A 12,572-nucleotide genomic window follows, 5' to 3' on the forward strand; every position below is an offset into this window, starting at 1 on the left:
TTAATCCCATTTCTTTTCTGCGAAATGGGATTTTTTATGCTTACCCGAAATATGTTATCTATTGTTAAGGGGGGGATAAAGCTTATATTATGGTAAAATTTAAAGGAATGATTATTGCGCTTGATAAAAAAGGAACTAAAGGGAATGTTTAAACTTCATCGAACTTGGATCATTTGTTTATGCTTTCAGTTCAGGAAAATTTCATAATAAAGTAAATAAGTCGGAGGCGATTAATGTGTTGGTAGTTACCACAGAAAAAATTGAAGGGTACAAAATTGTAGAGGTAAAAGGGCCTGCCTTCGGTCTAATTGTAAGAAGTAGAGGGATTGGCGGCGATATCATGGCAGGGTTAAAATCCCTGGTAGGCGGAGAAATCAAGCAATATACAGCGATGCTTGAAGATTCAAGAAAAGAAGCTATGGACCGTATGATAAAAAATGCCAATGAAATGGGTGCAAACGCAATTATAATGATGAGATATGATTCTGGGGAAATCGGCACGAATATGAGCGAAATTGTTGCATATGGAACCGCCGTCATTGTGGAGAAAATATAATGAAGTTCATCATAGGGTACTATATATTACAAATTATTATAGTTATCTTATGCATTTTACTTGGATACTTTATCTATGATAAACGGTTTAAACGCAATCACGGTGTAAAAGTTCCTGATGGATTTCAATCGACAGATGAAATAAATATTGACCCCGTGACAGGAGAAAAAACAAGGGTGTATTATAATCCTGATACGGGTGAACGCTTTTATAAAAAAGAAAAATAATTAAAAAGCCACGTTTTTACAATTAAAACCCCTTGTAACCATACAAGGGGTTTTGATAACAACATTATTTTTGCATTACAGGCTTATAGTGCCCTGGTATGTTTTGGGCTGAAATGGCCAATCGGTTCCAGCCATTGATCGTGATGATTATGGTAACGAGATCGATATATTGTTTTTCATCAAAATGAAGGCGGACCCTCTCATACAGTTCATCAGGTACACCGTTTGCAGAAATGGCCGTGACCGCTTCCGTCAATTCCAGCGCTGCCCTTTCCGAATCAGAATAGAATGGTGTTTCACGCCAAGCACTCAAACAATAAATTCTTTGTTCCGTTTCACCCATTGCCCGGGCATCCTTTGTATGCATATCCAAGCAGTACGCACAGCCATTGATTTGAGACGCGCGAATTTTAATCAATTCGATTAATGTGCTATCGATTTCCGTTGTTTTCTTGTACTCCTCCAAACCCATCATTAATTTGACCACTTCACGATTTGTCTTCATGTAGTTAATCCGTTGTTCCATGTCTATCTCCTCCATAATCTTTTTAGGTTCCACTTATAAGACAAAATAGAGGTTTGATTTGTGACATCCAAAAAAAAGACCCCTCAATCTATCACAGGAATATGATTTAATTTATCGGGATTGGTGACAATGAAGATTTTGCGGATATTTTTTTGTTTTGGATCTAATTCAAAGCAGATGACTTTGATAGGCTTTCCTTCTTTCATTTGCAAAATTCCCTCCTGGCCATTGACCATCACCGGAAGAAGTTCTCCTATGAAGCCTCCTTTAGCAGAAACGCCTTTAAGAAAGGAGGATACGCGCTGTTTGGTTACAATTGGATTTAATGCAGAAAGCACTTTTCCTCCGCCGTCAGTAACAAGGACAACATCTTCTGTAAGAAGATCCAAAAACTCCTCAAAGTTTCCTGTCGCAGATGCTTTTATGAATTTTTTTGCCAAAAGATCGACATGTTTCGTATCCTCCGGATGGACAGGCCTATCATTCTGTAATTTCCGCTTAGCCCGGCTGTAGATCTTTCTGCAGTTCACTTCATTCTTTTCCAGCATCTCGGCGATATCTTCATAGCTGTAAGTGAATGCTTCCCTAAGCACGAAAACCGCTCTTTCAACAGGTGAAAGCTGTTCCAGCAAAACGAGGAAGGCATATGCAACCGTTTCATCCGTTACGACCTTATCTAGAGGCTGATCTGTTTCGTTTACCCGAGGTTCTGGCAGCCAAGGACCTGTGTAAACCTCTCTTCTTTTACGGGCTGATTTCAAGTAATTCAGACAGCGATTTGTCGTCATTTTCGCAAGGTATGCTTTCATGTCCTTAATTTCGTCGGTATCAAGCTTAAGCTGCAGGAATAAATCATGAACGATATCTTCTGCATCTGTAACCGATCCGAGCATCCGGTATGCGATGGAAAAAAGAAAAGGTCGATATGTCTTATATAATGTATCCAACTCCACTTGCTTCACCTATTTTCTATCAAATTCGTTTTCGAAATCCTATCACTAATTATTCTCTAACCCAATCATTTATCCTTCTTAATCTGAATAAAGCAGACAATCCTATCATACAAAAAAGAGCAGCAAAGAGCTGCTCTCAGACTGTAGACAAACTAGCTCCCTACCGTTCAACAGGATTCCTTTTTATGCCCACTTTTTAGACAAATATATGACCATCATCTGTCAAATGGTGTACCCATTTTCGGATACTCATTTATCAAGGTGCTTCATACCATACGATATCATCAAACATTTTTACAACCCGCGGTATGAAGCCTTCTTCATAATCTTCCGGGTATTGAACGATCGCATAGTAAACGCGGTTGCCATGTTGAAAAACCGACACTGTACCCAATATGGAATAATTACTGCCATTCTGACTAATGTCAAATTCCACCTCAGACCAATCAAATCGGTTAGGCGAATTATCAGATCGCTGTTTTATCTCAAAGCCGTTGCTTATCACAACTTCCCTCGCAAACTCCGCCTGTTCTTCTATTGTCGCATTCGTACCCTCACTTTTGGAAAAAATCTGAACTTTGGCATCCTCATTTCTCTTGCCTGCAAAATTTGCAAAAACAATCATTGCATCTCCTTCACCAGAACTAGCCTCTTCAACGACCATGTCATCCACGATGTACGTTGAGAATCCCAATGCCTGACTATGATGAAGCGTGAATTGGAATGGTTCTTCCATACCTTCTAATATGATCGTATCCGTTTTCGTATTTGGCAGATCTTTTGTCGGATCATCAACCGATTCACCTGGAGGATCTTCTAGCCCGTCGGTTTGCTTAGGATTATCATTTGGCTTTTCTGAAATTGGCGAAGATTCCTCATTTCCCTCCTGGACTTCTTTACAAGCACTAAGTCCTGTTACCAAAAAAACGGCTGCCAAAATCAACAATATCTTTTTCATTGGAACCCTCTTTTCTTGTGTTTTAACAAATTATTATACGGCCCCATATGGAAAAAAGTTACACTATGCTTCATTGAAATATCAGACTTTATCGACTAAAAAAGATCGATACTCCACTCGTTCCGAAAAGAAAATATGAGATTGATTCACTTTGATGCGTCTATATCTTTATTTAACTAAACTATTCGATAGATAGTTTGAATAGGGAGTGCTTGAATGTATGATAATGTAAAGAATCGCACGTTCAAAAGGCCGCCAATTGGCGGCCTTCATAACTTCTACTAATTTGAAAAATAAATGTTTATGTATCGTTTATCGTTAAGATCCAATGCTATGTTCTACTGCAGTATCCCAATTAGGAAAATAATACAATGCATTCTTCATTAACTCCGGATCTGACTTCTTTACCTCTTTCTTTCGAGGTAGCTTCCCTTCTTTTTCTACTAAGTCAGAAATTTGATTCACGACTTCTTCAACACTCATATTTACTTCCATCTCTTTTCCCTCCTTCTTGTTATTATTTATATTTTTTCCCAATTAATGAAAAGTAATACAATTTTTCTATAGCTAAACTACCAGTTTAGTTTAAGAAGGTTATTTGAATGTATGAAAATTGAAATGATCGTACAGACAAAAAGCCAACGAAATCGTTGGCTTTTGTCTAATAATTCCCAAAATACTTTCTAGAAGTAACATGATTAATAAACGACAAGCATAAGGAACCGAAGCAATAATAAATACCATACTATGCTATATCGCTGCCCCTGTATCCCCATGTTTTACTTTTTATGAATAGTTTCGCAGCCTAAAATAATCGGTTTCAGCAATCCTCTATCATTCTATGTAAAGCGATTTGCTGCTCCCCCTTCATATCAGCTCAGGAGCTGCTTCTGGATTTTGCTTGAATCGGTCTTCATGATGAGCTTCAATCGTGTGCAGAAAGCTTTTCATGGAGTTTGTCATATAAGCATCTTTACGGTGAATGAAAACTGTCGAGATATTGCGGTATTCTTCAGGAATTGGATGCACGTGGACTTTTTCAATGGCTGTTAGGTGATTTACCGCCGATTGTGGTACGAGGGTAATGCCAAGGCCGAGTGTTACGCTGGTTAAGATCGTTTCCAATACATTGAACTCCATGATCCTTTTGGGCATCACTTCTTCTTCCCTCAGCCATTGTTCCAGTTTGGAGCGATAGCCACACCCCTGACTGAATACTAAAAATGGTTCTGTTATGATTTCTTCAAGGTTAAATGTTTCATTTCTTGTAACTAATACAAGTTTTTCTGTACATACATCGTATGGCTGAATGAGCGGATGTTTGATCGGTCCTGTAACAAAAGCGCCATCCAGCCTGTGTTCAATGACATCTTTAATTAATTCTTCCGTTAACCCCGCCTTTATGGATAAATCGACATTTGGATACTGTTTATGATAGGAGGCTAGAATCTTGGGAAGATCGCTGACCGTTTCAACTGTACCGATATTCAATATCCCTGTAGGTGTTTCACTATCCAGAAATACTTGCTTGAGTTCTTCCACATCAAGCAAAATTTTGTTTACATACTCCAGCATTTTTCTGGCCTCCGCAGTTAGAGACATGCCACGTTTATGCCTGTTGAATAAAGGCGTCCGTAACTCCTGCTCTAAATGCTTAATCCTCGCCGTTACATTGGATTGGACGTAATTCAACTCAACGGCCGCCTTACTTACGCTGCCATATTTAGCGACGCACTGGAATATTTGCAAATCCCGCATTTCCATAAAAGTGCCCCCCCTTTTCAACTATCATTAATAATGATGATTATATTCATTTTAAGTCATTTTACATGATAATGACTTTATCATAAGGTGTGTATAGGAATTAAATCAATCATTATTTTTGAGGGGAAGCTTTTATGAAAAAAAATCAAGTTTTAATCGGTGCACTTTTATGTCTGACTGCCAGCATTTCTTGGGGAGCGATGTTTCCAGTTGCAGAAAGGGCCTTAATGTATATTGATCCTTTTTATTTCGCTTTTTTACGATATTTAGCTGTTAGCGTCATTTTAGGGATATTGCTTTTAATGAAAGAGGGTAAAAAGTCTTTTAGCCTGGAAGGGCAAGGAAAGAAATTATTGTTTTTTGGGACGATGGCGTTCACTGTATACAACTTTCTCATTTTCGCAGGTCAAGATTTACTGGGGCATAACGGGGTGATTGTTGCTTCCATCATGGAATCATTAATGCCCATGATTTCAATTTTAATTCTGTGGGTTTTCAAAAATGCCAGCCCCATGAAGTATACCATCGCCAGCATGTTCCTTGCCTTGATAGGGGCCATTCTTGTCATTACCAATGGCAGCTTATCATTCGTATTTTTATTGAAAGATAGTATCATCCCTATCCTTTTCATTCTTATCGGGGTTATAGGGTGGGTTATTTATACGATGGGCGGCAACCAATTCAACGGATGGTCAACACTTCGCTATTCGACTTTAACGTGCATTTTAGGAACAGCCGTATCAGCCATCATAACATTCCTCGCAACGGCAATGGGCCTGTCCGTCCCTACGGCAGAGGTTATGCAATCCATTTATGGCGAGATGATTTTCATGATTATTTTCCCTGGTGCCATAGCCCTTTTAAGCTGGAATTTAGGCATTAAACTTTTAACGCCGATCAATGGAATCCTATTTATCAATTTAGTTCCAATCACCACGTTGGCCATCGTTTTCATCCAAGGAGGATCACTATCATCCTACGAATTACTCGGAACTTTTTTAGTGATATATGCTTTGATTCAAAACAATTATTTTCAAAGAAAGAACTTGCCTTCCCGGGTTAAGGAAATGAATCCAAGTGAAAAGAATCATTTAATTAAAGGTACACAACATCAATAGGAGGGCAACAATGGATTTATTAACGCTTATGCTAATCTTTGGATTGGCTGTACTGTGGGAATTGGCAACGATTAATAAGAATGTGAAAAAGATGAATGAGCAAAATGCAGAATTGATCAATCTGTATAATGAAAGAAGGAAAAGAATTCAATAAAATAGACTTTTGGCAATACAATGTAAAAAAGCCTCTCATTTAGATAGGCTTCAGACTGTAGTCAAACTCGATGAAAATCGTGTTTGTCTACAGTTTTTTTGCTTGCACAAATTTGGACGTTGATTGGAACGTAGGGCACTCGCTTTCCGCAGGCGGTCCGCCCTCGGCGCAATTGCGCCTGTGGGGTCTCCCTTGGACTCACTCTTCCCGCAGGAGTCTCGCACACCCGCTCCAATCAACTATGTATAAAAATTTGGATAGAACTCTTTTTGCCTGCAGCCTTTTTTTTGATGACCGTACTATTCACCAAGCTTAATCGTCGGCCCTATATTCAAGCTCAGCCTTCACTTTGTCGGCGGCCGAGAGCAAATAGAAAAGAGCATGTGTTGAAAAAATGATTGATCAAAACATGCCCTTTTTATGGATAAAGCCATTCTAGTCCTTTTGACATTTTACCATTATAAATTTAAATGGAGGTTTATTTTCCATATTCTTATGCGGCTCAACAATTTCTGAAAACTCTATCAGTCCATAATTTCCAAATTCTTGTTTAATCGAGTCGGAATCATAAAAAAACATTTTTATCCCTTCCATTATCTCGAAATAGTCTTTCCCCAGTTGTTTGCCCTTACCGAACATTGGGGCCTCTTTTGAAATAGTAGTGAAAATCATATATCCATTTGGCTTTAACTGATTATAGCAATCTCTAATAAACTTATCTCTCTCACGATTATTCAATAAGTGAATAAGGGCATAACAAAATATACCATCATAAAGTTTGTTATCAAAAGGCATATCGGTTACTGAACCATGAAAAATATTAAGATTAAGCTCATTTTGCCTTGCCAATTCAATCGCTGTTTTTGAAATTTCGATACCTGTTACATGTATTCCGTTGTCCGTAAAAATCTTGGCATTTCTGCCATATCCAATACCAGGAATCAATAGATTCTTAACTTTCTTTTCAAGGAAAAAATCCTTTGTCAAGATTGCGGAGTCAGAAGGTTCAAATCCCCACATCATTTGATTTTCTATAAAACTTGATTCCCAGATTTCCGTCATACTTCAATCTCCTTTACAAATGGATTTCTTTTTTAAAAAAGGAATTTATGCCTCCAAAAGAAATGCAGCTTCAACTAAATCCATGATGACTCCAGCCGCCGCTTTATTGCCCTCCGCCGCCGCAATCACGAGCTGAGAAGGCGTGCTTAGTGATGTATCTCCGGATGCATATACTCCTTCAACCGTTGTTCGTCCAAATGAATCCACTTTAATCCCGCCGTTTGGAGTGATTTCGCAGCCGAGCTGTTCCGCAAAAGGAGCGGACTGCACCAAGTCTGTCACCACAATACCTGCCTCCCTTTTGATTTCCTGTCCGTTTTGCAGCAGGATCGATGTCAGCTCCCCTCCTTTCGATATAAGATCTTCAATCTTTTCTTCCACGACTGTCACGTGCTGCCTAGCCAAGATATCCTTCTCCTCATCAAGCACCTGATAGCCATTTGTATACACCATTACATCACCGCTCCAGTTTGACAGCAGTTTTCCCATATGAAAGGCCCGTTCATTTTCTGCAATCACCGCCAATGCTTTGCCGCGCATTTCCCAGCCGTCACAAAAAGGACAGCTGAAAACACTCTTTCCGTATACATTCTGTATGCCTGGAATCTCCGGCAAGACATCCCGAAGACCTGTTGCGAGAAGCACTTTTTTCGCCATGTGATCCGTTCCGCCTTTCGTTTGAATTCGGAACACACCACTGGATTTTTCAATAATCTCCACCCGCTCCTCCTTAATGGAGACGGACGGATATTTCTGGACATCCGTTCTTGCCCGCTTCTTGAACTCTGACGGCTTTACGCCATCCTGTGTGATAAATCCGTGAGACTCCTGCGTCACCCGGTTACGGGGTTTATCCTCATCAAACAAAATTGTTTTCCGTCCAGCACGCCCCATGACCAATGCAGCATTCAGTCCTGCAGGTCCTCCGCCAATAATTACACAATCCAACACATGCAACACTCCTTCTTTATAAAATCTATTAAAGACCCTTAATATCCTTAATTTGTGTAAAAAAATTTATTTTTCTTTTTTTGTCTCCTTACTCTGCTCCGCAATGCTCTGAATGGTCCGTCCAGCAAGTTCTTTCTTCATGTTGCCTTCCGCCTCGATCATCACGCGCTCAATTAAACAATCGCTTTCTTCATGGTCAAACGCACAGTTGAAAAGCACCGACTGACCCTCCACCGCTTCAATAACATCCAGAAACGAAATGTCCTGCGCGCGGCGTGAAATACTGTAGCCGCCTTTTGCCCCTGGCACTGATTCAATTAATCCAGCCTTCACAAGCTTCGTCAAAATCTTCGACAAGTACGTCGGAGACAAATCCTGCATACACGCCAGCTGATCCACGCTTACCGTATGACCTTTTGGTTCCATCGTTAAATGCACCATTGTATGTAGTGCATAATTGGTTGCCTTTGAATACTTCATTGATGCACCTCATAATTAAAACTATTACAGACTTTTAATATCTGTAATTGATTGTAACTCAAGCTGCAAAAAACCGCAAACTTTTTTACCTCACCTAACGATGATCATACTGTCGAAATCTCTTCATGTTATAATTCTAAACCTACATTTTTCAAACAACAGTACGCTCATATTATGTATTCCTTTTTGAACGGGTATATCCACACAAGAAAATAACCAAAAAAGTATGAGCTCTGTTAAAACAGAACTCATACCCTGCCGATGTCTAACTTTTTTTGGTGGAACACGGTTATCACAATCGCTATATTACAATTTCATAAATCATCAGGATTTGGTTTTTCCCGTTTAAAATCCAACTCTTATTCACCAAGCTTCTTCCGGATATCCGCTGCTACGTTCTTTAGCGCCTTTTTCGATCCCCGTTCTAAGTCATGGTTCAATTTCCTTTCCTTGTAGCCGGCAAATAAAGTATTGAGATCATAGCCTTCAGGATATAAATCGACGGCCTTTATATCAAGCTCGAGCTTATTGGCATGAACTTCCTTGAAGGTATCTTCGAAAAGTACGACGACATCTATCCCGCTAAACAAGGAGGGCCGTATAATTTTTGAAATTGTACTGGTCATTTTTGGAACCCGCCAACTAAAAAAATAGTTTATTTTGGAAACAAGAATTTGTAAACTGTGATTTTCATTCTAGGTATTTGGGTGTTTAACCTTAACGGAGCAATTGGCTTTGCTATGGTTGGATAGATTTTTATTAAATTCAAAGGATGATTGATTAATAATGAAAAAATCAAAAAAATATATTGTCCTATTTCTCTGGGTAGTATTATTTTTATATTTCTTTGATATGTATATGCCCAAAGGTATTTATTATTTTGTTGTAGGAATACCAGTACTCTTTCTAAGTTCAATTTTTATTTTAAAGATGTTTGATCATTCAAAAGATGTAAGAAGCTAAATATCCAGGTGATACTAACAACCTTTTTCAGATGATGTATGTATCCCTTTCTTATTTTATCTTTCATCTCTAATTGATTTTGTTGTTTCTTCGTTTTTTGAATATTTTTAAATTTAATAGCTATTAAACCTGATTACTATTAAAATTTTGATTGTTTAATACCTTTTATATCTGCGTCTAGAGCCTAATCCTTCTTTCTTCACACGAGAAATTATGACAAAATTAAAGGGTATGAGCCCTGTTAAAACAGAACTCATACCCTGCCAATGTCTAACTTTTTTGGTGGAACACGGTTATCACAACCGCTATATTACAATTTCATAAATCATCAGGATTTGGTTTTTCCGTTCAAAATCCAACCCTGTTTATTCACCAAGCTTCTTCCGGATATCCGCTGCTACGTTCTTTAGCGCCTTTTTCGATCCCCGTTCTAAGTCATGGTTCAATTTCCTTTCCTTGTAGCCGACAAATAAAGTATTGAGATCATAGCCTTCAGGATATAAATCGACGGCCTTTATATCAAGCTCGAGCTTATTGGCATGAACTTCCTTGAAGGTATCTTCGAAAAGTACGACGACATTATTGAAGGAGTCCTTTTTCTTATAAACGATCGCGTACCCATTCAGTTCGCTTACCTTCACTTTGTCGCCGACTTCATATTCATAAGATGATTCTTTAGGAACGGCCGCTGGCTTCGCTTTTTTGATTTTACTTTCCTGGACACGCTCCAAGTCGTAGTCTTTATTTTCGATATAGAGCTTTGCCTTTTGCAGAACCTTTTCACGGACATTCATTTTTTTGGCTATCCAAAGGGCATTGCTTTCCCCGGATTGACCGATTAACAGCTTGTATTTTGGCTCAAGTGTTTCACTGTTGAATTGCATGGCCGCATTCATGAAATCACCGTGTATTTCCGAATAGCGCTTGATTTCACCATAATGGGTCGTCGCAACGGTTATGCACCCCCTTTGATAAAATTCCTCAAGGATGCTAATCGCTAATGCGGCTCCTTCATTCGGTTCCGTTCCGCTCCCGATTTCATCGAACAGCAGCAAGGAGTTATTGGTTATTGCCCCCATGATTTCCGAGATGTTTTTCATATGCGATGAAAACGTGCTCAGTGCATTTTCCATGCTTTGATTATCACCGATATCGACGAATACCTGGTCAAAGACGGCAAGCTCTGTCCCCTCTTTCCCGGCAACATGCAGTCCTGACATGACAGCCAATGTAAGGATGCCGATCGTTTTCAGGACGACAGTTTTCCCCCCGGCATTAGGGCCTGTAATTATCAAACTGCGATAGTCCTTACCGATTTCAAAATCCAAAGGTACGCTGTCTTGCGGCAATAGTGGATGTTTACAGCCCGTTAATTTAATATACCCGTGATCATTGATTTTCGGTTCGATGGCATCCATGCTTTTACTGAACTTGGCTTTTGCGAAGATCATGTCATATTGACTGATTAACTCGATGTTTATCTTGATCGGTTTCAGCTGTTCGAAAACCGTTCCGGATAATGTGGCCAAAAGTTGATACTCTTCCATCGATTCCTCCGCTTTTAAGCTTGCCAATTCTGCATTCAATTTCGTAACAGAGGCAGGTTCAATGAACACGGTAGCCCCTTTTGCCGATACTTCCACGATTGTTCCGGACACTTGATTTTTATAGGAGGCTTTGATCGGGATGGTGTAGCGATCATCCTTTTTACTGATGAAAAATTCCTGAATGAACTCTTTATTGGCTCCGCTCTTCAAGAACTTATTCAGCCGTTCCTCTATTTTACCTTCTGTCTTGATGATTTGGTTCCTAATCCGTTTCAGGTCCTTGCTTGCTTCGGAAACGACAGCATTTCCCTTTATGGTGAATTGGATTTCTTCTTCGATGCTCCTGAATTCAGTCATGGAGCGGGCGTAGGAATGCAGTGTCGGTGCAAAGAACTCTTTATCGGTCATGAATTTCTTGATATTCCTGCAGCCTCTTAAGAAGTCTGCTATCGCCACTAACTCTGACGGCTCCAAAATCATTCCTTTTTCCAGTTTGTCGATATGGAGGCCAATATGAGAAATGCCTTTTAAGGGAATATGGCTTTCCGCATTCAGTAAGTTCCTTGCCTCCGTGGTCTCGTTCAAACGATTTTTAACGACCTTCAAGGTGCTGCTCGGCTTAAGCTGATCCAATAACGCTTTCCCTAAACCACTTACGCAATGATTTTTAACCATTTCCTTGAGTTGGATATATTGTAATTTTTCATAAGTCATTGTATTCATCTAATGATCCTCCTTGAATGAGTGAGTGATTAAAATTCCCGAATCCAAAAAATGCCCGCAATGGTCCCCCCTACCTTTACAAATGAACAAGCCATTTGAGTAGAAAGCTCCTGCGGGCATCGGCCTTATCCATGGATAAGTACCTAAAATCGATAACAAATAGGGCAGCTCGAATAGACCTGCGTACACAAAAAAGCATGATAGGACAAATCCCACCATGCTTTTCGCCGTAACACCTGCATGTTACACGATTTATGGAAAAGGAAGCAGTCTTAAGGTAGGTATTCACAATGCAGAATTGCACTGTGAAAAAAGGCATACGTAATCCACTGACATATCAGTGATTTAATACCTTATTCAACTAAATTAGTTGATACCTACTCCCGACATAAAACACCACACCTTTTCTTAGATTGGAATTAACATACCATATCAGTAAGAAAGAGTCAATTCATTTTTTGCCGTTTTCCTAGTTTAATCTTTTTTATGTGTCACTTTGACCGATAATTTGTGATATGTAGAGTGTTATTTTGCACATTCTAATTAAAAAAACAACTACCTCCATAAGTATATTTCCTAATTTTCTTAAT

The 12,572-nt window shown here is 39.2% G+C and carries 14 protein-coding genes; 4 read left to right on the forward strand and 10 right to left on the reverse strand.

Going from position 1 to position 12,572, the window contains the following annotated elements:
• The first annotated feature begins 235 nt into the window (after positions 1-235).
• The gene (locus ACWF5P_RS08150) at positions 236-556 is read left to right on the forward strand and encodes a YbjQ family protein (RefSeq protein ID WP_034304199.1); all 321 of its coding nucleotides are present in this window, start codon (positions 236-238) and stop codon (positions 554-556) included.
• Positions 556-783: a hypothetical protein gene (locus ACWF5P_RS08155; protein ID WP_034304201.1), complete on the forward strand. Its 228-nt coding sequence runs from the start codon at positions 556-558 to the stop codon at positions 781-783. Before ACWF5P_RS08150 ends, ACWF5P_RS08155 begins: the two co-directional genes overlap by 1 nt.
• A 64-nt stretch (positions 784-847) precedes the next feature.
• Here ACWF5P_RS08155 and ACWF5P_RS08160 read toward each other — a convergent pair whose 3' ends face one another.
• The 5 genes from ACWF5P_RS08160 to ACWF5P_RS08180 form a co-directional block, all read right to left on the reverse strand.
• Entirely contained in the window at positions 848-1,309 is a 462-nt protein-coding gene (locus tag ACWF5P_RS08160; protein ID WP_434168677.1) for a carboxymuconolactone decarboxylase family protein, read from the reverse strand.
• 83 nt (positions 1,310-1,392) lie between these two features.
• Positions 1,393-2,262, reverse strand: a complete 870-nt coding sequence (locus tag ACWF5P_RS08165) for an RNA polymerase sigma-70 factor (protein WP_434168676.1) — start codon at positions 2,260-2,262, stop codon at positions 1,393-1,395.
• A gap of 256 nt (positions 2,263-2,518) precedes the next feature.
• Entirely contained in the window at positions 2,519-3,220 is a 702-nt protein-coding gene (locus ACWF5P_RS08170; protein WP_434168675.1) for a hypothetical protein, read from the reverse strand.
• 318 nt (positions 3,221-3,538) lie between these two features.
• Positions 3,539-3,715, reverse strand: coding sequence for a hypothetical protein (locus tag ACWF5P_RS08175; protein WP_164468801.1), 177 nt, complete (start codon positions 3,713-3,715; stop codon positions 3,539-3,541).
• Between the two features lie 372 nt (positions 3,716-4,087).
• Complete coding sequence (locus ACWF5P_RS08180) at positions 4,088-4,984, reverse strand: LysR substrate-binding domain-containing protein (RefSeq protein ID WP_434168674.1); 897 nt, start codon at positions 4,982-4,984, stop codon at positions 4,088-4,090.
• Between the two features lie 134 nt (positions 4,985-5,118).
• Between ACWF5P_RS08180 and ACWF5P_RS08185 the strand changes: the two genes are divergently transcribed.
• Positions 5,119-6,102 (forward strand): EamA family transporter, encoded by a 984-nt coding sequence (locus ACWF5P_RS08185; protein ID WP_434168673.1) that lies wholly within the window; start codon positions 5,119-5,121, stop codon positions 6,100-6,102.
• 10 nt (positions 6,103-6,112) lie between these two features.
• The gene (locus ACWF5P_RS08190) at positions 6,113-6,256 is read left to right on the forward strand and encodes a YrzO family protein (RefSeq protein WP_133350491.1); all 144 of its coding nucleotides are present in this window, start codon (positions 6,113-6,115) and stop codon (positions 6,254-6,256) included.
• Between the two features lie 435 nt (positions 6,257-6,691).
• Here ACWF5P_RS08190 and ACWF5P_RS08195 read toward each other — a convergent pair whose 3' ends face one another.
• From ACWF5P_RS08195 to ACWF5P_RS08215, 5 genes are all read right to left on the reverse strand, one after another.
• Complete coding sequence (locus ACWF5P_RS08195; RefSeq protein WP_434168672.1) at positions 6,692-7,318, reverse strand: methyltransferase domain-containing protein; 627 nt, start codon at positions 7,316-7,318, stop codon at positions 6,692-6,694.
• Positions 7,319-7,363: 45 nt separating this feature from the next.
• Entirely contained in the window at positions 7,364-8,269 is a 906-nt protein-coding gene (locus tag ACWF5P_RS08200) for an FAD-dependent oxidoreductase (protein WP_434168671.1), read from the reverse strand.
• 66 nt (positions 8,270-8,335) lie between these two features.
• The gene (locus tag ACWF5P_RS08205; RefSeq protein WP_048687492.1) at positions 8,336-8,749 is read right to left on the reverse strand and encodes an RrF2 family transcriptional regulator; all 414 of its coding nucleotides are present in this window, start codon (positions 8,747-8,749) and stop codon (positions 8,336-8,338) included.
• A 359-nt stretch (positions 8,750-9,108) separates the two neighbouring features.
• Entirely contained in the window at positions 9,109-9,375 is a 267-nt protein-coding gene (locus ACWF5P_RS08210) for a hypothetical protein (RefSeq protein WP_434168670.1), read from the reverse strand.
• Between the two features lie 702 nt (positions 9,376-10,077).
• Positions 10,078-11,982, reverse strand: a complete 1,905-nt coding sequence (locus ACWF5P_RS08215) for an endonuclease MutS2 (RefSeq protein WP_434168669.1) — start codon at positions 11,980-11,982, stop codon at positions 10,078-10,080.
• Positions 11,983-12,572 lie beyond the last annotated feature (590 nt).

The organism is Peribacillus sp. NPDC055009 (assembly GCF_053608705.1).

Excerpts from the sequence above, each read along its gene's own strand:
- ACWF5P_RS08155 (WP_034304201.1), top strand. The coding sequence starts at position 556 with ATGAAGTTCATCATAGGGTACTATATATTACAAATTATTATAGTTATC.
- ACWF5P_RS08160 (WP_434168677.1), bottom strand. The coding sequence starts at position 1,309 with ATGGAACAACGGATTAACTACATGAAGACAAATCGTGAAGTGGTCAAA.
- ACWF5P_RS08170 (WP_434168675.1), bottom strand. The coding sequence starts at position 3,220 with ATGAAAAAGATATTGTTGATTTTGGCAGCCGTTTTTTTGGTAACAGGA.
- ACWF5P_RS08175 (WP_164468801.1), bottom strand. The coding sequence starts at position 3,715 with ATGGAAGTAAATATGAGTGTTGAAGAAGTCGTGAATCAAATTTCTGAC.
- ACWF5P_RS08180 (WP_434168674.1), bottom strand. The coding sequence starts at position 4,984 with ATGGAAATGCGGGATTTGCAAATATTCCAGTGCGTCGCTAAATATGGC.
- ACWF5P_RS08185 (WP_434168673.1), top strand. The coding sequence starts at position 5,119 with ATGAAAAAAAATCAAGTTTTAATCGGTGCACTTTTATGTCTGACTGCC.
- ACWF5P_RS08190 (WP_133350491.1), top strand. The coding sequence starts at position 6,113 with ATGGATTTATTAACGCTTATGCTAATCTTTGGATTGGCTGTACTGTGG.
- ACWF5P_RS08195 (WP_434168672.1), bottom strand. The coding sequence starts at position 7,318 with ATGACGGAAATCTGGGAATCAAGTTTTATAGAAAATCAAATGATGTGG.
- ACWF5P_RS08205 (WP_048687492.1), bottom strand. The coding sequence starts at position 8,749 with ATGAAGTATTCAAAGGCAACCAATTATGCACTACATACAATGGTGCAT.
- ACWF5P_RS08210 (WP_434168670.1), bottom strand. The coding sequence starts at position 9,375 with ATGACCAGTACAATTTCAAAAATTATACGGCCCTCCTTGTTTAGCGGG.
- ACWF5P_RS08215 (WP_434168669.1), bottom strand. The coding sequence starts at position 11,982 with ATGAATACAATGACTTATGAAAAATTACAATATATCCAACTCAAGGAA.